Annotated in this window: 24 protein-coding genes; 2 read left to right on the forward strand and 22 right to left on the reverse strand. The window is 42.1% G+C overall.

Features of this window, described 5'->3' with window-relative positions; translation table 11 throughout:
* The first annotated feature begins 274 nt into the window (after positions 1–274).
* Positions 275–1,801 (forward strand): ABC-F family ATP-binding cassette domain-containing protein, encoded by a 1,527-nt coding sequence (locus A5882_RS14035; RefSeq protein WP_086372995.1) that lies wholly within the window; start codon positions 275–277, stop codon positions 1,799–1,801.
* Between the two features lie 40 nt (positions 1,802–1,841).
* Here the strand turns inward: A5882_RS14035 and A5882_RS14040 are convergent, their stop codons facing one another.
* From A5882_RS14040 to A5882_RS14095, 12 genes are all read right to left on the reverse strand, one after another.
* A complete protein-coding gene (locus tag A5882_RS14040; protein WP_061054207.1) occupies positions 1,842–2,873 on the reverse strand; it encodes a lysylphosphatidylglycerol synthase transmembrane domain-containing protein in 1,032 nt (343 codons plus the stop codon).
* Positions 2,874–2,900: 27 nt separating this feature from the next.
* Complete coding sequence (locus A5882_RS14045) at positions 2,901–3,173, reverse strand: DUF1294 domain-containing protein (RefSeq protein ID WP_005235800.1); 273 nt, start codon at positions 3,171–3,173, stop codon at positions 2,901–2,903.
* A gap of 33 nt (positions 3,174–3,206) precedes the next feature.
* Complete coding sequence (locus A5882_RS14050) at positions 3,207–4,115, reverse strand: diacylglycerol kinase family protein (RefSeq protein WP_008380060.1); 909 nt, start codon at positions 4,113–4,115, stop codon at positions 3,207–3,209.
* Between the two features lie 101 nt (positions 4,116–4,216).
* A complete protein-coding gene (gene pepT, locus A5882_RS14055) occupies positions 4,217–5,449 on the reverse strand; it encodes a peptidase T (protein WP_005235798.1) in 1,233 nt (410 codons plus the stop codon).
* A gap of 11 nt (positions 5,450–5,460) precedes the next feature.
* A complete protein-coding gene (locus A5882_RS14060) occupies positions 5,461–6,579 on the reverse strand; it encodes a Nif3-like dinuclear metal center hexameric protein (RefSeq protein ID WP_303393764.1) in 1,119 nt (372 codons plus the stop codon).
* The gene (locus A5882_RS14065; protein ID WP_008380063.1) at positions 6,576–7,271 is read right to left on the reverse strand and encodes a tRNA (adenine(22)-N(1))-methyltransferase TrmK; all 696 of its coding nucleotides are present in this window, start codon (positions 7,269–7,271) and stop codon (positions 6,576–6,578) included. The genes A5882_RS14060 and A5882_RS14065 overlap by 4 nt, the downstream gene beginning before the upstream one ends.
* 95 nt (positions 7,272–7,366) lie before the next feature.
* The gene (locus tag A5882_RS14070) at positions 7,367–7,825 is read right to left on the reverse strand and encodes a hypothetical protein (protein ID WP_008380064.1); all 459 of its coding nucleotides are present in this window, start codon (positions 7,823–7,825) and stop codon (positions 7,367–7,369) included.
* A 23-nt stretch (positions 7,826–7,848) separates the two neighbouring features.
* Positions 7,849–8,781, reverse strand: coding sequence for a primosomal protein DnaI (dnaI, locus tag A5882_RS14075; RefSeq protein WP_008380067.1), 933 nt, complete (start codon positions 8,779–8,781; stop codon positions 7,849–7,851).
* Positions 8,781–10,157: a replication initiation and membrane attachment family protein gene (locus A5882_RS14080; RefSeq protein ID WP_086372997.1), complete on the reverse strand. Its 1,377-nt coding sequence runs from the start codon at positions 10,155–10,157 to the stop codon at positions 8,781–8,783. The genes dnaI and A5882_RS14080 overlap by 1 nt, the downstream gene beginning before the upstream one ends.
* A gap of 13 nt (positions 10,158–10,170) precedes the next feature.
* Positions 10,171–10,641, reverse strand: a complete 471-nt coding sequence (gene nrdR / locus A5882_RS14085) for a transcriptional regulator NrdR (protein WP_005226004.1) — start codon at positions 10,639–10,641, stop codon at positions 10,171–10,173.
* Positions 10,642–10,844: 203 nt separating this feature from the next.
* Positions 10,845–11,486: a FusB/FusC family EF-G-binding protein gene (locus A5882_RS14090; RefSeq protein WP_086316160.1), complete on the reverse strand. Its 642-nt coding sequence runs from the start codon at positions 11,484–11,486 to the stop codon at positions 10,845–10,847.
* Between the two features lie 246 nt (positions 11,487–11,732).
* Entirely contained in the window at positions 11,733–12,062 is a 330-nt protein-coding gene (locus tag A5882_RS14095) for a hypothetical protein (protein ID WP_008380072.1), read from the reverse strand.
* 177 nt (positions 12,063–12,239) lie between these two features.
* Here A5882_RS14095 and A5882_RS14100 point away from each other — a divergent pair, with 177 nt between their 5' ends.
* On the forward strand, positions 12,240–13,019 hold the full coding sequence (locus tag A5882_RS14100; protein WP_086372998.1) for an ABC transporter ATP-binding protein: 780 nt from the start codon (positions 12,240–12,242) through the stop codon (positions 13,017–13,019).
* 174 nt (positions 13,020–13,193) lie between these two features.
* Here A5882_RS14100 and coaE read toward each other — a convergent pair whose 3' ends face one another.
* The 10 genes from coaE to A5882_RS14150 form a co-directional block, all read right to left on the reverse strand.
* Positions 13,194–13,787 carry a dephospho-CoA kinase gene (coaE, locus tag A5882_RS14105; protein WP_005235783.1) on the reverse strand — a complete coding sequence of 198 codons (594 nt, stop codon included), beginning with the start codon at positions 13,785–13,787 and terminating at the stop codon, positions 13,194–13,196.
* Positions 13,784–14,626: a DNA-formamidopyrimidine glycosylase gene (gene mutM, locus A5882_RS14110; protein WP_008380077.1), complete on the reverse strand. Its 843-nt coding sequence runs from the start codon at positions 14,624–14,626 to the stop codon at positions 13,784–13,786. Before mutM ends, coaE begins: the two co-directional genes overlap by 4 nt.
* A gap of 15 nt (positions 14,627–14,641) precedes the next feature.
* Positions 14,642–17,287, reverse strand: coding sequence for a DNA polymerase I (gene polA, locus A5882_RS14115; protein WP_086372999.1), 2,646 nt, complete (start codon positions 17,285–17,287; stop codon positions 14,642–14,644).
* A 125-nt stretch (positions 17,288–17,412) separates the two neighbouring features.
* Complete coding sequence (locus A5882_RS14120; RefSeq protein WP_005235771.1) at positions 17,413–18,105, reverse strand: Bax inhibitor-1/YccA family protein; 693 nt, start codon at positions 18,103–18,105, stop codon at positions 17,413–17,415.
* Positions 18,098–18,571, reverse strand: a complete 474-nt coding sequence (locus A5882_RS14125) for a MaoC/PaaZ C-terminal domain-containing protein (RefSeq protein ID WP_005235769.1) — start codon at positions 18,569–18,571, stop codon at positions 18,098–18,100. Before A5882_RS14125 ends, A5882_RS14120 begins: the two co-directional genes overlap by 8 nt.
* Positions 18,572–18,712: 141 nt before the next feature.
* Entirely contained in the window at positions 18,713–20,047 is a 1,335-nt protein-coding gene (murC, locus tag A5882_RS14130) for a UDP-N-acetylmuramate--L-alanine ligase (protein ID WP_005235767.1), read from the reverse strand.
* A 114-nt stretch (positions 20,048–20,161) separates the two neighbouring features.
* Positions 20,162–20,626, reverse strand: coding sequence for a SprT family protein (locus A5882_RS14135; protein WP_008380085.1), 465 nt, complete (start codon positions 20,624–20,626; stop codon positions 20,162–20,164).
* Positions 20,623–22,809 (reverse strand): Tex family protein, encoded by a 2,187-nt coding sequence (locus A5882_RS14140; RefSeq protein WP_086373000.1) that lies wholly within the window; start codon positions 22,807–22,809, stop codon positions 20,623–20,625. The genes A5882_RS14135 and A5882_RS14140 overlap by 4 nt, the downstream gene beginning before the upstream one ends.
* 137 nt (positions 22,810–22,946) lie before the next feature.
* Positions 22,947–23,681 (reverse strand): metallophosphoesterase family protein, encoded by a 735-nt coding sequence (locus A5882_RS14145; RefSeq protein WP_077454530.1) that lies wholly within the window; start codon positions 23,679–23,681, stop codon positions 22,947–22,949.
* 164 nt (positions 23,682–23,845) lie between these two features.
* A complete protein-coding gene (locus tag A5882_RS14150; RefSeq protein WP_042890720.1) occupies positions 23,846–24,217 on the reverse strand; it encodes a VOC family protein in 372 nt (123 codons plus the stop codon).
* Positions 24,218–24,231: the final 14 nt, after the last annotated feature.

Consider the following 24,231-nt stretch of genomic DNA (forward strand, 5'->3'; position numbering starts at 1 on the left):
GTACGCTGCAAGCAGTATCCTTTTTTCTACTCTTCTATTATACAACGTTGGTCAGTAATGGTCAAAAGTTTTCCCTCGAACATCAAGATTTTTTTCAGTATTCTTTCATGAAAATTGACAGATGGGAAGCAGCAATGGTATGCTAGGTCCTGATTGGTCAGGAACAATCGATTTTCCTGATCGTTTTGATCGCTTTTTGGCGATTTTTATTCAGTAAGATTATCTACTTAGCTGTAACGTCTACTGTTTACAGCTTTTTTATATGGAGGAAATGATGTTAACATTAACGAATATTAGCCAACAATTTGGCGACAAATTGCTTTACGAAGACGTTTCCGTTCAAATCAACCGTGGTGAAAAAGTCGGGTTGATTGGACGGAACGGCGCTGGCAAAAGTACTTTAATCAAAATCATTACAGGAGAAATTCTCCCCGATGATGGCTTCGTCCAATTTCCGAAAAATTTGAAAATGGGCTATTTGGATCAATACGTCAATGTTGATGAAACGCAATCGATCCGTGATTTTTTGCGCTCTGCCTTTGCAGAAGACTTCGAAAAAGAGCAACAGATTGCCGATCTTTATACTTCTTATGGCGAAAGCCTCGACGATAAGCTTTTAGAAAAAGCGGGCGAATTGCAAAATCAATTGGATCAAGGAAATTTCTACCAAATGGATACATTGATCGATGATCTAGCAGAAGGGTTAGGTATTTCGGTTCTCGGAATGGATACCCCCCTCGCTTCTTTAAGTGGTGGTCAACGCTCAAAACTGATCTTGGCAAAAATGCTGCTAGAAAAACCCGACATGCTGATTTTAGATGAACCGACCAACCACTTAGATGATGAGCACATCAAATGGCTAGTTGAGTTTTTACAGGACTTTACTGGTACCTATTTAGTCGTTTCTCATGATCGTCAATTCCTTAACGAAATCACGACCCATATCATTGATATCGAATTTGGCAAGCTTTCTAAGTATACGGGGAATTTAGACAAAGCATTAAAACTAAAAACGCTGCAAAATGAAAGCTATATGAAGCAATACGAAGCACAACAAGAGCATATCAAGAAAACCGAAAGCTATATTCGTAAATACAAAGCTGGTTCTCGTTCAACGATGGCAAAGAGTCGTGAAAAGCAGTTGGCAAAAATTGATCGTTTGACCCCACCGCAAGATGTCCCTAAACCCCATTTAGGATTTGATTTGGCACCAATCGTTACCACCTTGGCCTTGGAAACCACCAATCTAGTCATTGGATACGACCAAAAGCCCTTACTCTCCCCGATCAACCTAACGATCCGCTATGGCGAAAAAATTGCTATACGGGGATTTAATGGGATCGGTAAATCAACATTGATCAAAACGATTCTTGGTGTGATCCCAGCAATTGAAGGGGCCGTTTCTTACCCACAGCATACAAAATTCAATTACTTTTCTCAAGACCTTAACTGGGAATATCCATTGCAGACCCCTCTTCAATACCTTGAGGATCTTTTTCCGAAGGCCACCAACAAAGAATTGCGACGGCAACTTTCTCGGGCAGGTTTACCTAGCCAATTAGCCCAGGAAGAATTGAAGCTATTAAGTGGTGGTGAACAGACAAAAGTCAAACTAGCCGAAATGATGTTGAGTAAAAGCAACTTCTTGATTCTTGATGAACCGACCAACCATATCGATCAAGATACGAAAAACAATTTGGAAGAAACCCTGGCGGCCTTTCCTGGAACAGTTTTGATTGTTTCCCATGAAGGCGAGTTTTATGAATCCTTTGTTGATCGAATCATTGATTTGAAAGACTAAAAAAAACACGCTTATCCTCTATTCGAAGATAAGCGTGTTTTTAACTTTCCACTTTTTCTTTTCTTAATTCAGTCAACTCTTGGCTAATATCTTTGCGTTTTTCTTTCATTACATAAGCAAAACCAATTATGAAGGGCCAAATGAATGTTGCTAAACGGTACAGTAGCATGGAAGACGCAGCATCGACCGTGCCAACTAATGGACCAAAAAGCAGCATATAAATAAATTCAAATGATCCGATCCCTGCCGGTGTTGGAATCACCCCGGACAAGACGACGGCAAAACTGATGAAGGATAACGTCAACAAGAAATCGATCTCTGGATGCTGCACAACAAGAATCACATAAGGAATCACATACCAAGGCAGCATCTTCAAAAGATTCCACAAATAGATGCGCAAGAAAGCGGTGCGGTCGGTAATAATCGCATTGACTGTTTCTCGTAAAGAATAAATTTGGGTGTTGCATTTGTCAACCAATCCTCTTAATGTCGCACTTTTGAACAGCTTATTGCTGACGATCACGAAAAAGACTTGGATGTTGATGCTGACCGAAAGTGCTAACAAAGCGGCAATGATCAAAAAAACGAGTACGATCCCCGCTAAAATTACCCAAATCATATTGGGTGCATTGTCATAGAATAGCGAAAATTGAATGATCAACCCAGCGATTGCATAAGTCAATATGGCGAACTTATACATCACCATGTGTAAGGTGGTGACCCCAACGCCCTGTGACAACTGCAAGCCATTTTTACGGTAAAAATTCACCTCTGAGATTAAGGTGCCTGCCCCAAACGTCACAATCCGATAAAAACCACTGTAACAGACGGTCAGAAACCCCGCCTTGGTTGTGAATTCCGGTTGGAAAGTCACGGCAATCTCTTTGACTGTTCGTCCTTCTATCACTAGGTACAATGTGCCAAGCCCCATAACCAGTAAGACGACGAGAAAGCTGGTCTCTCTTAGCCCCGCCAAAATATCCATCATCGAGTTACGGACAAAAAAATACATCACACCCAGAATCCCTACTAGTAAAAGTAAATTAAGGGCGAACTTCACTTTAATTTTCATATTAACTCCTTGCTTGTTATACCGAATTTATGCAAAAAAGACCATCAGCAGGATAGCAAAAACGGTGCCAAAAGCAAAAAAGAGGTGAAACTTCTTCTTTCTTGTTTTGTGGCGAAATACGCGTTGCGCAATTAAACCGCCTAATCCTCCGCCAATCGCCCCCATAAAAAGGAGATTTGCTTCGGGAACCCGCCAACCTTGTTTCACTGCCTGATATTTATCATACCCCATCAGACAGAAAAGATAAAGATTGACTGCAATTAAATAAAACCACAATGGATTGTAAATCAGTGCATTCATCCATTTCCTCCATATGATTGATCGTAGGGATCATTATTTTGATTCTTGTGCTTCTTCAGGTACCAGCATCGTCAAACCATGTTTGATAACTTTCATCTCAATCGGTAGATCATCCGTTGGGTCGCCATCGGTTCGAGTATGAACCGTTTTTTCTTTGGCCTTTATTGAGACCTTTGCGGCAGTGAAATATTCAACACTTGGCACTTTGGCAATTCTACCACGAATAATTCTTGGTAAATACAAAATAAATCGTAAAATATTCAGTTTTGGCAAAAGAATGATATGAAACAATCCGTCATCAGGCTTTGCTTCTTCATCGAAGTTCTTAAACCCACCTGCTGAATTCGACATGACGATCGTCAGTAATTGAGTTTTCCCCTGCCATTTCCGTTCGTCAGCAATGACTTCTAATTTGTATTGTTTCTTTTTGATCAACAGATGAATGAACCGTTTCATAAACGCTAACGGCCCATATTGCTGTTTTTCTTCTTGGGAAGTGGCTGCGGCGGTATCTGCCAGAAGACCAATGGTCATGGTCGAGATCATGACTTGATCATTGACCGTCCCGTAGTCGATCGATCGCTCAACCCCCGTTAAGATCGTCTCGAAGGCCTCTTCGGGCTTCACCGGTATCCCCAACATTCTGGCAAAATTATTTACGGTTCCACCAGGAATGATGCCGACCTTCAACTCATCTAACTTTTCTTTAAAGGTTTGCAATCCATGATGGATCGTCCCATCTCCACCAATGATCACAATCGTATCGACTGCGTGTTTTTCGGCAGCCTCTCGAACGTCTTTGGGATCCACGTCTGGATTTGAGGCCTGCAAGAACGCTTGATGCTCTTCGCCTTGTTCTTTCACATAGGCTTGGAATTTTTCTGCTGTTTCTTTTGCTTCACTTTTCCCCGCTGTATCATTGTATAAAACGAGAATTTTCATCCTATTCACATCCTAAAAAGGCCGGGTCTTACGCAAGACCTGCGTGAAGAGTTCCCAGCCCAAGAGTTTTTCATTTATTCCAACAAATCAAAAATCAACGTTTATGCTTGAGCATTCAGTTCGGCGATTTTCACAATCACATCGGTCGCTTTCATCATTGATTGTAGTGAGACGAACTCATAACGTCCGTGCATATTTTCTCCACCAGCAAAGATATTCGGTGTTGGAATCCCTAAATAGGAGATTTTCGAGCCATCGGTTCCACCACGAACAGGTTCTGTGATCGGAGTGATTCCCACTGCTTCCATCGCATCTTTTGCTAGATCAATGATACTCATATCTTTTTCGATGATTTCTTTCATGTTGTAGTATTGATCATATAGATGAACGTGTACTCTCGGTTCATCAAAGCGGGCATTCAAGCTTTCTTGAACCGCTAGTAATTGTGCTTTTCTTTCTTCAAAACGGGTCCGGTCATGGTCTCGAATAATGTATGCCATTTTCGCTTCTTCTACTGAGCCGCTGAGACTCATCAAATGGAAGAATCCTTCTGTCCCTTCGGTTTTCTCAGGAACTTCATCAGCCGGTAGCGCATTTTGAAAATCGACTGCTAGTTGCAAAGCGTTGATCATGGTGTCTTTAGCAGTTCCTGGGTGGACATTTTTTCCTTGGATCGTAATTTCAGCTTGCGCCGCATTAAAGGTCTCGTATTGCAATTCTCCTACTGGACCGCCATCCATTGTATACGCAAAATCAACATTGAAATCTTCAACATCGAATTTATCTGCACCAACCCCAATTTCTTCATCAGGGCCAAATGCGACTTTGATTTCCCCATGTTTGATCGTTGGGTTTTTAAGTAAAATTTCCATGGCTGTCATGATTTCTGCAATACCTGACTTATCATCAGAACCTAATAAAGTAGTACCATCAGTAGTGATCAAGGTTTCCCCAGCATAATTTTTTAAATTCGGAAAATCTTTTGTGTTTAATGTGTATTTTCCTTCTTTATCTAATTTAATGGTTGATTCGCCATCGTAATTTTCGATGATCTGCGGATCAACATTCTCTGCATTAAAATCGGCGGTATCCATATGGGCGATAAAACCGATGGAGCGTACGTCATGATCCACGTTACTTGGTAATGTTGCGATCACAAAACCATTTGATTCATTGTAATGAACATCGCTTAATCCTAATTCTTCAAGTTCTTTTTGCAGTTCTTTGGCAAACGCGACCTGTGTTTGGGTAGAAGGTGTTGTCGTGCTTGTCGCATCAGAGCGAGTTTCTATTTTTACATAATTCAAAAAGCGAGGCAATAAATTTTCGTACATAAAAGATTCTCCTATCTATAGTCAAATGGATTTGTTGAAGTGGTGGAAGGAACAAAGGTCACAGCCCAGTTCTCTTCTGCTTTCCACTGGTTGAATTTCTCAATAAACCGAGGAATACATTCCTTTTCGATGTTGTGCCCTGGATCGATCCCAATCAACCCATTGGCTTGCATGTCATGGGCGAAATGGTAACTGATATCGCCAGTGATGTACACATCCGCTTGATGGCGTAAGGCATCCGAATAAAACGATTGGCCACTGCCGCCGCAAATGGCGATTCGCTGAATTTTTTCAGGTGCACCAGGAAAGCTGACGAGGCGTAAAGCAGTCAAACCAAAGCGCTCTTTGACACGTTCGACAAACTGATCAAGGGAAAGAGGCTCAGCGAGGTTGCCAACCCGTCCGATTCCATAGGTTTTCGGCAAATTGTCTAAGGCATACAGATCATAAGCTGGCTCTTCGTAAGGATGAGCAGCGATCATTGCCGAAAGCACTTTATTCTCGATCGTTTCTGGAAAAATGACTTCGATCTTCGCTTCTTGCACCTGTTCTTCTTTTCCGATCTCACCAATGGCAGGATGTGCCGCTTGCTGTGGCGTAAAGCGACCGGTACCAATCAAGGAATAGCTGGTATTTTGGTAATTACCTTGCTGACCAGCACCTGCTTTACCTAATGCCTTTCGTAACGCTGGTGCCGATTCAACAGGGGTAAAAACAGCTAGCTTCTTCATTTTTACTTGATGGGTTTGCTTCAAATACGTGTCGGGTTCAACTTCTAATAGTTCACAAAACCAATCGTTCAAACCATATTCAATAATATCCATATTGGTGTGGGCGGCGTAAACGGCAATATCATGCTTGACGAGATCCATTAGCATCTTTTGTTGTGGATCATCTGTCAGCAAGCGGTTCAAAGGCCGAAAGATCGGTGGGTGTTTGGCAATGATCAAGTCGATCTTTTTCTCGATGGCTTCTGCAACCACTTCTGGACGTACATCAAGAGTCATCATGACTCGCTCGAGCGGTTTGTTTAATGTGCCAACATGTAGACCAACAGGATCGCCTTCTTCTGCCAACCACAAAGGGCAGTATGCTTCAAAGCGTTTGATAAATTCTTGACCAGAAATCATGCCAACACCTCCTTGATCCATTCGATCTGATCCTTTAATTCATTGATTTTTTCAGCAGGTGGTTCTTTGGCTTTCTCTAACTCTTTAATGACGCGTTGTCGTTGCTTTAATTCATGTTGCCATTTTTTAAGGAAAACTGGATTTTTTTCTTTTAATAAAAAAGGACCAAAAAATAATTGCTGGGACGTATACGTCGTTTTTCCAGTTTCCGCAACGATAATTTCATAGTTTTTGTCGTTTTCTTCTAAAAGTACTTCATGAATGATTATAAAGTTGTTGCTAACGAGCCATTCTCGCAAAGTCCGTTCCCCAACATTCGGTTGTAAGACCAAGCGTTTGACTCCCGCTAAGCGATTTTTCCGGCTACCTTCTTCTAAAATCGAACGTATCAGTGTGCCGCCCATTCCAGCAATGACAACGGTGTCGATGTTGTCTTCAGGTTGAATCGCGTCCAGTCCATCTGCCAAGCGAACCACGATTTTATCAGCTAACCCGTTCTTACGCACTTGTTTGCTGGCAGAATCATAAGGTCCTTGAACAACTTCTCCAGCTACAGCATAAGAGATTTTGTTCTGCAGCATCAATGCAACAGGCAAGTAAGCATGGTCGGAACCGATGTCGGCGAAACGTGCTTGGTCGGGAATTTGTTCGCCCACGCAAGCCAAACGATCCGATAATGCATGTTCGTTCATATTGTCACTCCTTCTTTTGTAGTATAACACGCTTTCCATAAATAGAAAAAAATGTGCGTCTTGACTGTGGTGCCATTGCCAAGGCGCACATTGCATTAATCGTTCACTAATTCAACCTTTTGAATCGAGTTACCGGGAATTTGCGGTGGGATCGACATCGTCATGATCGGTATGCCTTGCAACGTCACCTGGACGGTAGCACCTTCCGTCAATTCCTCCAGATCTCCTGAATAAGCCTCGACTGGGACATGTAGGATGACCCCATCATTTTGAAAACTTTGGACGACTTGATCGTCATCTTCCACTGCCGCCACCTCTTTCAAAAAGAGTGAAAAGGTATCATCCGATCCTGCTATCGCATCTTCTTGGATAACACCAGTAAAAATTGCGGCTGTTTCCGTTTCTGATGTACTATTTGATACGGAACTGGTCTGCTCGCTAGTTTCAGAAGTTCCAGTCTCCCCATTTGCAGCGCTGTTTCCCTGATTGCCGCAAGCTGTTAAAAGCAGCATTGCTGCAAAGGATAATCCTATTATTACCTGTTTTGTCATCATCTTCTTCCTCCAGTAATAGTCAGTTATTGGCCATCATTTCGTCGGTTTTTACCAGTCATTTGAATTTCTTGTGTCAAATAACGGATACGTTCCATAATGCGCTTGGCTTTTAATGGTTCGGATTCACCTCGTTGCGTCACCGAAAGATGCTGTTCCAACTCATGCATAGTAAAATTCGAAGTAAAGAAGGTCGGCAGTTGTTCTTGCATGCGGTATTGCAATATGACACCGAAGACTTCGTCGCGAATCCAGCTGCTCATCGCATCAGCACCGATATCGTCCATCATTAAGATTGGGGCTTTTTTCACTGCGTTCAGCTTATCCCCCACCTGATCTTTGCCGATTGCTTGCTTCATCTCTACTGCAAATGTCGGGAAGTGAACCAATGTCGTCGTGTAGCCTGCCTCCGCTAAATCTCTGGCGATCGCGCCAAGCAGATAGGTTTTTCCGATCCCAAAACTTCCCACAAAGTAAAGGCCTTTATGAAACTCCTGTGGATTGGCTGTCAACTCACTAATAAAATCAACGGCAGCTGCGATGGCCTCCATTCGGCCAGGCGTTTGCTGATAATCTGCAAAACTTGCTTCTTGTATATCTTTAGGCATATCCATCGCTTTGATGCGACTGCGAATTTCTTCTTGTTTTTGATATGCCAGTAGTTCTTTCGTTGGTACATAGGTGACGTCAATAAAATGAAAATTTAATGCTAAGCGCGGCTCATAGCCCGGTGCGATCATGGATGGATCATTGATGCGGAATTTCCGCTTTTCTTGGACGAACTCATACAGTTTCGCATAGCTTTTTTGAATATCTGCTTCGGTCAATACCTCTTCATTTTCGGCAATAAACGCTTTGACATCAGGATCTTGTAAAACCTCTGCCATCATTGCTGAAAACTGATCACGGTAATTGCGTTTATCCAATAGTTTTCCTAAGTTTTTCCCTACATCTTCCATTACTTGTCACCAGCTTTCTTATGCAAGTAGTTTTGCAGTTTTTTATCTAATTCTGCTTGTCGCTCTGGTGTTAAGGCTGTCTCTTCCACTGGTTTTTCAGCCCAAGAAGGCAGCTTTTCTTCGCGAATGATTTTTTTGCCGCTAGTTTGTGGTCGGCTGCGTTTTTCCTTGGCACTTCGAACAAGGCTCCGAACATGTTTGATGGCATCTTCTGCCGTGCCGATTTTTAATTCTGACCATTGGGCGGCGATATTGTTCACATAATTCCCTGACAAAGCGGCATTGTTTTGGACCACCAAGACATAATGAACCAGAACATTGATCACACTATTAGGCAATGGTGACCGTTCGACAAGGCTCTTGATCAGCCATTGTTCTGAATCCGTCATGAAACTGTTTTTCTCCGCTTTGATCGCCTTTAGAAAAGCGATCGGTGCATTGTTCTCACTTTCTTGAATCAATAATACATCATTTTCTGAAAAACCATTCTGTTTTAAGGTATTGAAGCGGCGCAACTGACTTTCCGCTTGGGGATCTTCTCTTTTTGATGTTTTCGTGAATGTTTGTCGTGATTTCTTCATGATGGCTTGTTCCAGCTTTTTCTGGTCGACCTCGCCTGTTGTCAAAGAAACATTGTCCGCCATCAAATCCAACAATTCCAACACATCATAGCCATATAAAGAATGGTATAGAACTAACTTTTGTCGAAAACTTGGCGTGAAATTAGCGGCACGGATATACCGACGCTGCGCTTCATATAAAAGAAAGTCCCAATCCAACTGCTTTTCGTCAAGCACCAAGTTCGCATTGGTTTCTTGAAAAGAATCACTTACTGCCTGTAACGTTTCTTCATGGGAAGCAAAACGTGCGGTATTTAACCCATAGGCGGCTGAGAAGGATTGAGTCACTTCCTGATAATCGGTCAAGGAACACTGCTTTGGCTGATACAGCTTGACCAGCTGATTAAATTTACGCTCTCCGACTCTTTCCAACAACAGATAGGCATACAATTCATCTTGAAAAAACGCTGCTGGATGGACCGGTTCTTGCAACCAATACAGATAGGAGGATCCGTTTTGCAAATCTGCTTTTTCATATGATTTCAGCAAGCCGATACCTTCTAGGTTTTGCTTGGCTTTTATGAAGCGAGGCATTCCGACATTCATGGCATTCAAGATATCTAGATGCACGGTCGTCATCGACTTCTCGCCAGAAATGCTTTGGGCTTGGACATCGCTTGCTAGTGTCAAATACAACGCTAAAGCATCACTTTCAATAATTGGTTGATACAAATAAATGAGGGCGTCTTTCCCTTCCGTTGTAAGTGGACGGCTTTTGAACACTTTGTACGATTGATTCGGTAAACTATTGCCCACTTGTTGTCCCCCTCTATTCTTGTGGTTCTTTCGCTTTTTCGACGATGTCTTGTAGTTCTTTTAAGAAAACTGACATGTCTTTAAACTGGCGGTATACACTGGCAAAACGGATATAAGCGATCTCGTCTAAATCAACTAGATCTTCCATCACATACTCACCAATTTGTGTCGTAGATATTTCATTTTCACCAAGAGCACGGACACGACTTTCCACATGATCGACGATTGTTTCCATCTGATCCATTGTCACTGGTCGTTTTTCAGCAGAACGAATCAAGCCCCGTAAAATTTTTTCTCGGTTGAATTCTTCACGGGCACCATTTTTCTTGATCACAAGCAAGGGTGCCTCTTCAATACGTTCAAATGTTGTAAAGCGATAGCCGCAATTTTCGCACTCACGACGACGGCGAATCACACGTCCATCATCGGCTTGTCGACTATCAACTACCCTCGAATTGTTATGATGACATTTTGGACATTGCATAGTTCCACCTCATTTTCTCTCTTATGCGCTTACGTTTTCACGTAAAGTCATCGGTTTCTATGATTAATTATAACATGAAATCCATTGGTACAATAGCCAAAGTGGTTTATTCTGTTCATTTAATACAAAATTTAAATAATGCTATAACTGTTGTTTTTTTCAATGAGAAAAAACGGCAGAAAGATTTCTGCCGTTTCATTTCGTTATTTATCTTTCATTTGCAGCAAAGAAACAAAATCATGCAAATTTGCTGGCTGTTCCAACTGCTGATTGCACCTTTGGCTATCACGGCAAATATAATTCCCGCGTTTCGTATATGTTCCATCGCCGTTGCTCTTGGTCAAAGAAAGAAACATCGACACATTTCCTTCATGCTGGCACAAGGGACAGATCCCTTTTTTGACCTCGGTTGACACATGACCGTGAAGTCCTGTAAATCCCTGCTCAGTGGCTATGATCATAAACTTGCTTTGACTACCGATATCATCCCAAGCAAGATAAGTGGTCTCTTTTAAATCAACGGAAGCAAAATCAGGTATTTTCAGTTTTTTTACTTTCCGAAACATTTTTTCAATTTGTTTTGTTGTCGGCACCTGAAAGGGTCGGACGTACTCTTTGAGTTCTGTTAACAGCTCATTGCTGCGACTGATCGTCATCCCCTGTTGAAAGAAAGCAGCTAAAATTTCACGTGGTGCTGTTTCTTCTTCAGGAAAAAAATGTTCTATGGCGTCTTTGGTCATCGTTTCAACCGTTTTGATCGTTCGAGGATCATTCACCGATTGATAGGTTCGAACTAATTGGTATACTTGATGTTTAATTGAATGAAATTGGTAAGGTTCGATCATAAAAAAGCCTTCTTTCTAATTTTCCGTTTCCTATTGCGGCTGTTCTACTTTCTTGACAGTCGTACACAATGCATAAATAAGCATTTGATGACCACCTCCCAATTTCTTTGCTTCTCTCTATGCGATCTTAATGGATTATAATGAGATGTTGAGCAATTGTCAACTGAGCAGTAGTCTCTTGACTCTTCATCCACTCTGGTTAACAAAAAAATGCCTCGTCTAGAAGACGAAGGCATCCGTGTTCAGTTATAATTTATCTTCAATTCCAGTATAATGCTTCAGCTGGTCTGCATCTCGACGATCGGCAGAAGAAATTTTATTGGCATCAGGATTTTCAGCTCGCAACAATTCTTCACTGCTGACATTTTCTGGGGTAGTTCGATCATTGCGGGCATCGCGCTCGTCATTTTGATCTTCTAATTCATTGACTCTTTTTTGATCGTGCTCTTTCTTGATCTGACCTTCGTGTGCTTGTTCTTTCCCAGAATGGGCAAGTTCTTCATTATTGGTCCACTCACCGATTTTTTCTTTAGCCTTGCCAACGATCACATCTTTTTCGTCTTTAAAAGTACCCATAGTTATCATCCCTCCTGTATAGTTTCATCATAACAAGCATTCTGAATTCTGACAAAAGATATGAATGCGATACCAAACAGTCAGCAAAATGTTTTTCTTTATGCTATAATATGAGCGATTATTTTCTAAATATTCTTACAACTGGAGGTGAAGAACCTGTTTAAGGTTCGACAATAGATGACAATCCTCGATTTCCAACAGGTTTCATTCGTTCGCGACAAGAACTATTTATTAAAAGCGATCAATTGGCAAGTGAAAAAAAATGAGCATTGGGTGATTTTAGGTCTGAATGGTGCTGGCAAAAGTTTATTACTCCAAATGATCACGGGAAGTTTATGGCCTTCTTCTGGTCAACGAACGGTCTTAGGTGAGCGTTACGGAAAAATGTCTGTGCCCGATCTTCAACGGCGCATTGGTTGGGTCAGTTCAGCGCTGCAAAGCAAGTTTTATGGTCGCGATCTTGCCGAAGAGATCGTTCTTTCGGGGCTTTATTCCAGTATTGGTCTTTATGAGTCCTATGAAGAAGAGCAGCTGATCCAAGCAAAAGCGCTTTTGACTGACTTAGGTTTGTCGCATTTGATCCATCGTTCCTATCACGTCCTTTCTCAAGGGGAAAAACAATTTGTCATGATCGCACGGGCCATGATGGCACAACCAGAGATCCTGATTTTGGACGAACCTTGTACGGGCCTTGATCTATTTGCGCGAGAAGAACTGCTAACCCGTCTGGAGGCTTTTTCACAACTGCCGAATACGCCGACTCTTCTTTACGTTACCCATCATACAGAAGAGCTACTACCGATTTTCACTCATTTGCTGATGTTAAAAAACGGCAAAGTCCACGCCGCTGGTCAACGAGAGACGATTTTTACTGAGGAGGTTCTCACCTCTTTTTATGATCAGCCGATCGTTCTTCACCCCTTTTCCAGCAATCGCGTGATCGTGACCCCAAAATAAATCAGGGCTGGTACTTTGATATTTAACCATTCATAAACGATCGTCTTACTTTCCAAACCAAACAGTTTCCGACATGTTTCAGCGCCAGTTGTTTTTGGAAATGATAGGGCTAGGTTTGCTATTGAAAGATAAAATAGCAGGTTCCCTTTTACTGAAGGGAACCTGCTGTCTTATCTATTTGTTTAAGGATGCTAACCAATCATCGATCTGCTGATTGAGTTGGGCGATCGTTCCTTGATTATCAAAGACAATATCGGCCCGTTGTTTCTTTTTCTCAATTGAAAGCTGACTGTCGATTCGTTGTTGCGCGTCTTGCTCATTCAACTGATTACGTGCCATCAACCGCTCTTTTTGAATGGCTTCTGGCACATAAACGACTGCGGTTTGATCCATGTATTGGTCATAGTCGGCTTCATAAAGCAAAGGAATGTCAACGATCAACAATGGCACTTCCTGTTTTTTTTCTTCGATCTGAGACAAAATCTCTTGTCGAATAAAAGGAGATAATGTCTGATTCAGCATGCGGCGTTTTTCTGGATCGTTAAAAATCAAAGCACCGAGGGTTTGTCGATCTAGGTGCCCATCATCGGTCAAAATCTGCGGACCAAAGGCTTGCGTCACCGCCTGCAAGCCCTCCGTATTCGGTTCAACGACTTCTCTTGCGATGATATCGGCATCAATAATCGGTAAACCCAGTGATCGAAAATGCGCGACTGCAGTACTTTTTCCAGTGGCGATTCCCCCAGTGACGCCTAAAACAAAACTCATTTGTTGGACCTCACATGCAGTTTTTGACACTGAGGACAAAAATGCGTCCCTCGTTGGGCAACTTTGATCTTGACGATTGGTGTGCCACATCGGCCACAAGGATTGCCTGTCTGGCCATAGACATTTAATGACATTTGGAATTTCCCGGCTTCTCCTAGTGCATTGAGATAGGTTCGAATGGTAGTTCCGCCTGCTTCAACAGCTCGCTCTAAGACATCGATGATTGCTTCATGCAGCACATCTACTTCAGTTGGCATTAATGAATCCGCTGGTTGCTCTGGATGGATTTTTGCTTGCCACAGCGCCTCATCTACATAAATATTGCCCAAACCAGTAACGAGCTTTTGGTCAAGCAATAACGGTTTGATGGCTTTTTTCGAACGCTTCAATCCTTGTTCAAATGCTTCTAATAAAAACAATTCAGGCTTAGGTTCAGGACCTAATTGCATGATCCCTTTATAGGCTGCGCTTTGGTCTTTATCCACTAAGGTCATACGACCAAATTTTCTTACATCATGGTAATTTAACTGACTGCCATCTGTAAAATGGAAAATGACATGTGTATGTTTATCGACAATCGGGTCTGACTCAAAATACTCGTACTTGCCTTCCATTCGTAGATGAGAGATCAGATCATAATCTGTCAATTTAAAAATCAAAAATTTTCCACGTCGTTCAAATTTTTCAAAACGTTGCCCTTTCAAAAGTGTCGAAAAGATCGGTACTTCAGGACTTTCGATGATTCGCGGCCAAAGGATCTCAACCGATTCGATCGTTTTATTTAAAACAAGTTTTTCAAGTCCTTTGCGGACCGTTTCAACTTCTGGTAATTCCGGCACCTCTGTTCACCTCATTTATTTTGCATCGTACCATGTTTTGCCCCAATTGCTGTCTGTCAGTAAAGGGACATGCAATGCAACGGCTTGCTCCATCACTTCTTTCACCAAAGCGTCAAGACGAGGCAATTCAGATTCAGGTACTTCAAAGACTAGTTCATCGTGTACTTGCAGCAGCATCGTTGCTGCTAATTTTTCTTCTTTCAAACGTTTCGCCAAATCGATCATGGCAATCTTTAAGATATCCGCCGCACTGCCTTGAATCGGTGTATTGATGGCGGTTCTTTCAGCAAAAGTCCGAATATTGAAATTGCGCGAATTGATATCAGGTAGGTAACGACGGCGATGATACAAGGTTTCAACGTACCCTTTGTCCTTCGCCTCACGAACCACATCCTCCATATACGTTTTCACACCAGGATATTTTTCAAAATACGTATCGATGTATTGTTGGGCGGCTTTTCTGGTGATTCCTAGATTCTGTGATAATCCATAATCAGAAATACCATAAACGATACCGAAGTTGACCGCTTTGGCTTGACGACGCATATTTGGTGTCACATCTTCTGCTTTTTCGATACCAAAGACTCGCATCGCTGTACTTGAGTGGATATCCTGACCTTCGATAAAGGCTTCTTTCAAATGGGTATCATCTGAAATATGTGCCAACACCCGTAGTTCGATTTGAGAGTAGTCCGAGGAATAGATAACCCAATCAGTTTCTCGTGGCACAAAGGCTTCGCGGATCTTTCGACCTTCTTCTAAACGAATCGGAATGTTTTGTAAGTTTGGATCGACAGAACTTAAACGACCAGTTTGGGTCAAGGTTTGTACATATCGCGTATGGATTTTGCCATCTCCTTGGATCACTTTTAATAAGCCTTCTACATAGGTTGATTGGATCTTAGCGATTTGACGATAAGTCAAAATGTCTTCAACGATTGGTGCTTGCTCTTTTAGTTGTTCTAACACATCGACTGCGGTCGAATAGCCAGTTTTGGTTTTTTTGATAACTGGTAAGCCCATTTTTTCAAATAAAATCACACCCAGTTGTTTCGGCGAGTTTAAGTTGAAGGTTTCTCCAGCTTCGGCGTAGATTTTTTCTTCAATTTCATGCAACCGTTGTGCAAATTCGCCCTTCATCTGATGCAAGCGAGACGCATCAACTTTGATGCCGGTAATCTCCATCTCAGCTAAAATCATTGATAAAGGCAGTTCCATTTCTTCAAAGAGCGCTGTTTGATTTTTCGCTGCCAATTCTTCCGTAAGTTTTGGTGTTAGGTTTGTAATCGCCGCTACTTTACGGGCTAAATGAGCAAAGAAGTCTTCCTCATCCGCCGGCAGCCCTTTTTTCGCTCCTTTTCCATAAATCGCTTCATCCGATTGGATCGCATCATAGCCATAGTGAGCGGCAACACCTGCGATGTCATTATTCGTATCATTCGTGTCTAAAAGATAAGCTGCCAATAAAACATCAAAAGCGATTCCCTTTGGTGCTGTCGTGTACCGGTTTAACGCCACGTACGTGCGTTTGGCATCATAGACGAATTTTTTACGTTTCTCGTCTTTTAACCAATCGGTAAAGGCTGGACTTTCAAACAATTCTTCACGATTGCTGACATAAATTTTTTCTTGATTGCCCCAAGCAACACCGACAATGTCTTCCAAATGATAGTTATCCCCCATCATCTCGACATACAATGCTGTGTCTCCCTGGAACATATCTTCCGTTACTTCTTCAACGACCGAAAACAAAATGTCTTCCATCTCAACTGGTTCAGCTGTAATCTGCAGCTTATCTAAGAAGCTATTAAAGTTCATTTCTTGGTAGAATGGCACCAATTTCTCTAAATCTTTGCCTTCATATTTCAGTTTGTCGACATCGACCTCAATGGGCGCATCCACATCGATGGTTGCTAATTGTTTTGAAAGAAAGGCGATCTCACGGTCATTGATCAAGTTTTCTTTCATCTTGCTTTTTTTCATTTCATCGATGTGTTCATAGATTCCCTCAACGGAGCCATATTCCTTTAAAAGCTTAATGGCTGTCTTCTCACCAATTTTGGTGACGCCGGGAATATTATCGGAAGCATCGCCAGCTAGTCCTTTCATGTCGATGATTTGTAAGGGCGTTAGGCCGTCATATTTTTCAGCCACATGAGCGGGCGTATAACTTTCAATTTCGCTAACGCCTTTGACCGTAATGTCAACTTTCACGTGCTCCGTTGCCAGCTGGGTCAAATCGCGATCGCCAGATAAAACGACGACATCAAATAGCTCTTTATCGACTTTATTTGCCAATGTGCCAATGATATCATCGGCTTCATAGTTATCTAATTCGTAGTATTGAACACCTAACGCGTTGATCAATTCGCGAATGTAAGGCATTTGTTCTTTAAATTCCCCAGGGGTTTTTGAACGTCCACCTTTATAATCTTCATACATCGCTGTCCTGAAGGTGGTTTTTCCAGCATCAAAAGCCACTAAAACATGTGTTGGCTGTTCTTTTGCCATCACATTTTCAAACATAGTATGAAACGCATAGATGGCATTTGTGTGCAGCCCATTGGCATTTTTAAACCGTTCTAATGAATTATGCAACGCAAAAAACGCGCGAAAAGCCACACTATTCCCATCAACGAGTAGTAATTTATTTTTTGGCATTTGATTACTCCTTTTCTCAAAAAGTTCTTCTTTATTCTATCAAAGAACGGGCACAAAAGCGATGAATTGCTTTGTTTTCTCTCTCATTTTATACAAAAAAAAAGGCGAGTTTCCTCGCACTTTTTTTAGTTGTTTTTGCCAAAGATTCGCAATAACGCTAGGAATAAGTTGATGAAGTCTAAATACAGTTGTAATGCCATGAAAACGGCCACTCCTGTATTTGCGCCACCATTCGTTGCGAAGTATACATTGCGGATTTGCTGATTGTCATAAGCGGTGATTCCCATAAAGACAAAGACGGTCACGATCGATAAGAAAAAGTCAACCGGTTGACTGCGTAAAATAAATACATTCAAGAGCGTTGAGATGATGATCCCGATCAACAGACCATAGCCGATACGACCAACCACACTTAGATCACGTTTGGTCATGATCCCAAATGCTGACATGACACCAAAAGTGACGGCTGCTGAAACAAATGCTCCCACGATCGATCCAAAGTCATAGATCATCAATGTCACAGACAAGGTCAATCCATTCAAGAGCGAATAGACTAAAAAGCCAGCAACGGTCAAGGACGGATTTTTCTGCGCCTTCACCCCTAATACAATAACTAGAATGATCTGTAAGATCCAAAGACCGGTAAATCCTAGCGGAAAATTGTCGATAAATTGCAGGGTTTGCGCTTTGAAGACTTCCCCAAAAATATAGGCTGAAATCGCACTGATCGCAAGCCCAACGCCGAAGAATAAATACACTTTTGAATAAAAGCGATTTAAGCCTTGGGCTTGGACGGTTTCATTGTTTAAATTATTCATCTTGTTGTTCCTCCTCATTTACTGCTACTGCTTTTGGCGGCTGGACCATGACCACAGCATCTAAAATACGATGATCTTCTGTGTTGATCGCTTCAACCGAAATAGTTACCACGTCTTTCATTTTATCCACTTTGATCACTTCGAATTCAAAGGTCAATGTTTCATAATGATATACAGGTTCAATAAAGTTCACCGAAAAATTGACTACATGAGAGCCAGGACCAGGCAAATGTTTCGATACGGCACTGGTGATGATCCCCATCAACATGATGGATGGTACGATGGGACGCTGATACTCAGTATTTTGCGTGTAGTCATGTTGAATATACAAAGGGTTTGCATCATTAGTAAGTCCTAAATATAACAACAGTTGATTGTCTTCGATCGATTCTGTTAAGGATAACGAATCGCCTTCCTCGATATCTTCAATACTTTTCCCTATTTTTCGCGGTTTTCCTATATTCAAAATTTAATTCCTCCAAAAAGAATAGTTTCATCTGAGTATATTCTATCAGATGCCGACAAAAGTGCAAGTTCGCGGTGCTGCTTTTGCAAAAACTTCAGATGTAAAAAACTCTTGCAGCAAACACGCCACAAGAGTCTTTGATTACAATACGTTACGAGTTGTATTGCTTAGTAGTTTTTCATAGGCTGTTTCAAATTTTTGCACATCGCCTGCTCCCATAAAAATCACGACAGCATTTTGATGATCTAGTAGCGGAGAAACGTTCTCTTCTTTGATCACAGTTCCGCCTCTTTGAATTTTATTGCCCAGATCTTCAATTTTAACATCCCCTCGGGATTCACGAGCAGATCCAAAAATATCACATAGATACACATGGTCTGCAAGATCTAACGCTTCCGCAAATTCATCCATTAAAGCGATCGTACGGGTAAAGGTATGAGGTTGGAAGACAGCAATAATCTCTTTATCCGGATATTTTTGACGAGCGCCATCAATCGTTGCTTTGATTTCTGCAGGATGATGGGCGTAATCGTCTACGATCGTCATATCCGCTACGATTTTTTCGCTGAAGCGACGTTTCACTCCAGGGAATGAGAGCATCTCAGCGGCAACTTCTTTCATGTCCAATCCTTCTTTGTAAGCCACAGCGATCACACTGAGTGCGTTGTTGATGTTGTGTTGACCAAACGCTGGCAAGACAAAATGGCCAATATTTTCACCATGGATAAAGACGTCGAACTCTGAACCTTGGGTGGTGCGTTCAATGTTTTTTGCTTGAACATCGTCGTTATCGTTGACGCCGTAATAGTAGATCGGGACATCTGCTTCAAGTTTACGCAGGTACTCGTCATCACCAAAAGCAAAAATGCCTTTTTTTACTTGACTTGCCATCGATTGAAAGGCTGAGAAGACATCGTCAATCGAGTGGAAATAGTCCGGATGATCAAAATCGATGTTGGTCATAATTGCATAGTCCGGTGAATAAGCTAAGAAATGACGGCGGTATTCACAAGCTTCAAACGAGAAGAATTCCGCATCGGGCTCTCCATGACCGGTACCATCGCCAATCAAGAAACTTGTTGGCCGGATGCCGCTTAAAACATGAGAAAGCAATCCTGTCGTACTGGTTTTTCCGTGAGAACCAGTCACAGCAATACTCGTATAGGGCTGAATGAATTGGCCAATAAAGTCATGATAACGAGTGACTTCTAAACCAAGTTCTTTGGCCCGTATGATTTCTTCGTGGGTGTCAGGGAAAGCATTCCCTTGGATAATGACCATTTCTGGTTGAATGTTTGCTTTATCGAAAGGCAACAATTTGATTGCTGCTTTTTCTAGATCACGTTGAGTGAAGAAATATTCTTCCACATCAGAGCCTTGTACTTGGTAGCCTTTTTCGTGCAGAATCAAAGCCAATGAACTCATACCGGAACCTTTGATTCCAACAAAATGATGTATTTTGTTTTGATTTTCCATTATTATAATCCTCTTTTCTCAAATCCGCGTCGTAAAAAAACGCGTGTATTGACAAATATCAGGTTGTCACACGACCTACATTATCATACAAAATGAAAAAAATAGCAACGAGTTTTATTTTTCGACTTGACTTTTCTCATCATTTCCTATTTCTAGCAAACGTCCACGACATTTTCCACAAACATATTTTTTGATATCCACACGCCGCTGCCGCCGAATCTCGCAGCCGCAATTTTGACATCGATAGCGATGTTTAGCTGTCCTTTTGGCAGGAGGTGCATACCGCAGGCCTCCCGTTTTTGCCAGCAATGCTTTAAAAGCAGGATCTTGGTGACGATGACCAAGACCTGCTAAATGCAAATGATAGTGACATAATTCATGCTTGATAATGCCGATAAAAACCTCCATCCCGTGTTCAGTAAGCATCACTGGATTGAAATCCAAGTGGTGATCACTTAGATGGTAACGGCCACCGGTTGTTTTTAAGCGAGAATTAAATACCGCTCGATGCGTAAATGGTTTATTGAAAACAGACAGGGACAGCTCTTCCACCAAACGCTGCAATTCTTGTTGGGTCATTTAGCATTTCCTGGATCGACCATGGTTAAACTGATACGGCCTTTTTTGACATCTACTTGCTCGATCCAAACGGTTACGACATCACCGACGGAAACAACATCTTTCGGATGTTTTACAAACGAACGGCTTAGCTTCGACAAATGGACCAGTCCATCTTGTTTGACACCGATATCGACGAAGGCACCAAAGTCGATCACATTTCGAACCGTCCCTTTCAGTTCCATTCCCGGTTTTAGATCTTCCATACTCAACACATCTTTACGCAATAATGGGGCTGGCATTTCATCTCGCATATCGCGTCCAGGCTGCATTAATGCCTTTAAGATATCCGTGATGGTTTCTTTCCCGACTGACAATTTTGCAGAAAGCTCTGCTGGGCGCAGTTGGGCAAGCTTAGCTTTATTTTCTTCCATTTGTTCTTTCCCTAGTTTCGCTAAAGAAATGCCGGCGATCGCCAAAATTTCTTTAGCAGTGTCATAACTTTCTGGATGGATCCCGGTATTATCCAAAATGACTTTTCCGCCAGGAATCCGCATAAACCCGATTGCCTGTTCATAGGCCTTTGGCCCTAAGCGAGGGACTTTTTTCAGTTGATTTCGCTGCGTAAATACCCCCTTTTCTTCTCGATAAGTCACAATATTTTGAGCGGTCGTTTTATTTAGACCAGCCACGTGCTGTAAGAGTGCCGCACTTGCGGTATTGACATCAACGCCTACTTGGTTGACGACTGTTTCAACGACAAAATCCAATTGTTCGGCTAAGCGTTTTTGTGAGACGTCATGCTGATATTGCCCGACGCCCACCGATTGTGGATCAATTTTGACTAATTCTGCCAGCGGATCTTGCAGACGGCGACCAATACTGATGGCACTGCGTTCTTCCACTTGCAGATCAGGGAATTCTTGCCGGGCGATCGGACTGGCCGAATAAACAGAAGCGCCTGCCTCATTCACGATCACATAATATACCTCTTGATCGATCAATTTTAATTGTTCAGCGACGAATTGCTCTGACTCTCGACTCGCCGTCCCATTACCGATTGCGACCATTTCAACTTTATAGGTTTGCAATAAGCGACGAAACGCTGGTCCAGCCGCTTCTCGTTTATTCATCGGCGCCGGTTTATGGGGATAGATCACTTCGATCGCTAATACTTTTCCTGTCTCATCAACGACGGCCAATTTACAGCCCGTTCGATACGCTGGATCAAACCCTAAAACGACTTTCCCCTTCAACGGAGGCTGCAGCAGCAGATTGCGAAGATTTTCTCCAAAAATCGCAATTGCTTGTTCGTCGGCTTTTTCTGTCAACTCATTGCGGATCTCTCGTTCGATCGCTGGTAAGATAAAACGTTTCAAGGCGTCAGCAGCAGCAGTTTGGACAAAACTGGCTGCGGGTGAATCACTATTTGTGATCAATTTCCGACGTAGGTACTCCATGATTTTTTCTTCATCTGCCACAAGCGTTACCTTCAAAATGTCTTCTTTTTCTCCACGATTGGTGGCTAAAACCCGGTGGGAAACCATCTTATTGATAGGATGTTGGAAATCGTAATACATTTCATAAACGCCTTTTTCATCTTTTTCAGCATTTTTGACCGTGCTCTTATACAGTCCTTTGTTAGAATAATAGCTCCGAATCCAACTTCGAAATTCTGCAGTATCACCAACGCCTTCTGCAATGATCTCATGGGCGCCAGCCAAGACATCTTCTACAGTAGGAACAGCATCACTCATAAATTCGGTCGCTTTTTCTTGTACGTCACCTATTTTTGAGAAGCTTAACAGCCACTGAGCAAATGGTTCCAAGCCATTTTCTTTGGCGATCGTCGCTTTGGTGCGTCGTTTTTGTTTATAAGGACGATACAGGTCTTCGACGGCCTGCATTTTTGTCGCAGCTAAAATCGCCTGTGATAGTTCAGGCGTTAGCTTTTCTTGTTCTTCTATCAAGCGCAAAACTTCTTGCTTGCGTTTCTCTAGGTTTTCTAAGTACTGATACCGCTCTTCGATTTCTCGAATCTGAACTTCGTCAAGTCCATTCGTCATTTCTTTACGGTAGCGGGCAATAAACGGAACGGTATTTCCTTCTTGCAATAATTGTAACACCGTACTGATTTGTTTTTGGGTAAAAGAGGTTAGTTCTTGTTTCACTAAATCAAGTACCTCTTGATTCATTTCTGCCATTCGTTCTCACCTTTCCTTTGTTGCTTTTGCTATTTTAACATAAAAAAGACAGCCATTGAGCGAACAAGATTGCACGAAAACAACGTTGCTTTCGCGACTCTTGTTATGGCTGCTTTTGACTTTTCAAAAAAAGACTTTTAAAAGTCTGGTTGCCAAGGACCTGCTAAATTTTGGTATTCGATGTCCTGAACGATCCCTTTCTCATCAAAAATCACGCCATGCACCGATCCACCAAATACTGCCCCGCCATCGATGCCGATTTTGTCATCTTGTTGCCAAAGATCCGTCGTCTGCATATCTCCATGCAGCATTGGCGTGATGGTATGACCAAAAACGATCGTTTTTCCTGTACGGTTTTTTCCTTTATGAAATGGCTCGCGAATCCAGATAAAATCGTGGTCGGCGGTCTTCCGCCAATCTTTTTTACTTAAATCCACGCCCGCATGGACAAAAAGATACTTCCCCCATTCGTAATAAAGCGGCCGCTCCATCAAAAACTCTATTAAGTCTCCATACCTACTTCGGATCATCAAGGCAATTTCCGTTGGCGAATACTCTTCAGTAGCTCCTGAATGTAAAAGACTTTCAATCGTTTCTTTGCCGCCATTGCGTACGTAGGCGGCGAACCAATCCTCTGGGGCATTTAGAAATTGCAGAAAATACTCTTCATGATTGCCACGTAAATAAATCGCTTGATGTTCTTCAACTAATTTCTTTCCGAGCATTAAACACTCTTTGGACTTTGGTCCTCGGTCATTTAGATCACCAATCAAAAGCAACTGATGGATTTTAGGATCATATTCCGCAAGAAGACTTTTAAAAAGATCGGCCATTCCATGAATATCACTGATTGCATAAAGATAGTTTTGCATAGTCATTCCCTCCTTAAAGGCAATTGAGTCTCTTATTATCAATTTTAGCCCTTTGGCTGCAAAATGTCTTGCATTAAAATCAAAAAACAATCATTCGTCTTGAACGGTTCGACAGCATAGAGTCGGGTTCATAAAGACGAATGATTGATTACGATCGGTAAAACCTATTTTCCTGAAACAGCAAAATAATTGCCATCCGGATCGGCAAAATTGAAAACCAGCTGTTCTTCCATCTGAATCAATTCGCCGACTTCTGCTTCCATCTCTAAAAGTTTTTTATAGAGAGCTGTAATATCCTCAGCAAAAAACATGATCGATGGGGAATTTAATGCGACTTCAGGTGAGTGCGTTTCGATGAACTCACGGTCATATAAGACAAAATGAGCCTCTGCCTCTTTTGATGGCGCGATTTCGACAACGGATGTTCCATCAACGGTTTGTTGTTCAATGATCGCAAACCCTAGTTCTTGCCAAAACTCAACTGCTTTCGTCACATCATCGACGTATAGCATCACTTGCATTTGATTGGAAAACAATGGGCATCCCTCCT

Origin of the sequence: Enterococcus sp. 4E1_DIV0656 (assembly GCF_002140695.1) — a bacterium.
GTDB lineage: Bacteria > Bacillota > Bacilli > Lactobacillales > Enterococcaceae > Enterococcus_D > Enterococcus_D entomosocium.

Bases quoted from the DNA above. Each gene is read 5' to 3' on its own strand.
- A5882_RS14050 (WP_008380060.1), bottom strand. From the start codon at position 4,115: ATGAAAATTCTCGTTTTATACAATGATACAGCGGGGAAAAGTGAAGCA.
- polA (WP_086372999.1), bottom strand. From the start codon at position 17,287: ATGCCAAAAAATAAATTACTACTCGTTGATGGGAATAGTGTGGCTTTT.
- A5882_RS14120 (WP_005235771.1), bottom strand. From the start codon at position 18,105: ATGAATAATTTAAACAATGAAACCGTCCAAGCCCAAGGCTTAAATCGC.
- coaE (WP_005235783.1), bottom strand. From the start codon at position 13,787: ATGAGTTTTGTTTTAGGCGTCACTGGGGGAATCGCCACTGGAAAAAGT.
- A5882_RS14095 (WP_008380072.1), bottom strand. From the start codon at position 12,062: ATGGGTACTTTTAAAGACGAAAAAGATGTGATCGTTGGCAAGGCTAAA.
- pepT (WP_005235798.1), bottom strand. From the start codon at position 5,449: ATGTACGAAAATTTATTGCCTCGCTTTTTGAATTATGTAAAAATAGAA.
- A5882_RS14100 (WP_086372998.1), top strand. From the start codon at position 12,240: ATGACAATCCTCGATTTCCAACAGGTTTCATTCGTTCGCGACAAGAAC.
- A5882_RS14090 (WP_086316160.1), bottom strand. From the start codon at position 11,486: ATGATCGAACCTTACCAATTTCATTCAATTAAACATCAAGTATACCAA.
- nrdR (WP_005226004.1), bottom strand. From the start codon at position 10,641: ATGCAATGTCCAAAATGTCATCATAACAATTCGAGGGTAGTTGATAGT.
- A5882_RS14035 (WP_086372995.1), top strand. From the start codon at position 275: ATGTTAACATTAACGAATATTAGCCAACAATTTGGCGACAAATTGCTT.
- A5882_RS14070 (WP_008380064.1), bottom strand. From the start codon at position 7,825: ATGATGACAAAACAGGTAATAATAGGATTATCCTTTGCAGCAATGCTG.
- A5882_RS14040 (WP_061054207.1), bottom strand. From the start codon at position 2,873: ATGAAAATTAAAGTGAAGTTCGCCCTTAATTTACTTTTACTAGTAGGG.
- A5882_RS14045 (WP_005235800.1), bottom strand. From the start codon at position 3,173: ATGAATGCACTGATTTACAATCCATTGTGGTTTTATTTAATTGCAGTC.
- A5882_RS14060 (WP_303393764.1), bottom strand. From the start codon at position 6,579: ATGATTTCTGGTCAAGAATTTATCAAACGCTTTGAAGCATACTGCCCT.
- A5882_RS14135 (WP_008380085.1), bottom strand. From the start codon at position 20,626: ATGACCCAACAAGAATTGCAGCGTTTGGTGGAAGAGCTGTCCCTGTCT.
- dnaI (WP_008380067.1), bottom strand. From the start codon at position 8,781: ATGGAAGATGTAGGGAAAAACTTAGGAAAACTATTGGATAAACGCAAT.
- A5882_RS14145 (WP_077454530.1), bottom strand. From the start codon at position 23,681: ATGCAAAACTATCTTTATGCAATCAGTGATATTCATGGAATGGCCGAT.
- murC (WP_005235767.1), bottom strand. From the start codon at position 20,047: ATGGAAAATCAAAACAAAATACATCATTTTGTTGGAATCAAAGGTTCC.
- A5882_RS14065 (WP_008380063.1), bottom strand. From the start codon at position 7,271: ATGAACGAACATGCATTATCGGATCGTTTGGCTTGCGTGGGCGAACAA.
- A5882_RS14140 (WP_086373000.1), bottom strand. From the start codon at position 22,809: ATGGCAGAAATGAATCAAGAGGTACTTGATTTAGTGAAACAAGAACTA.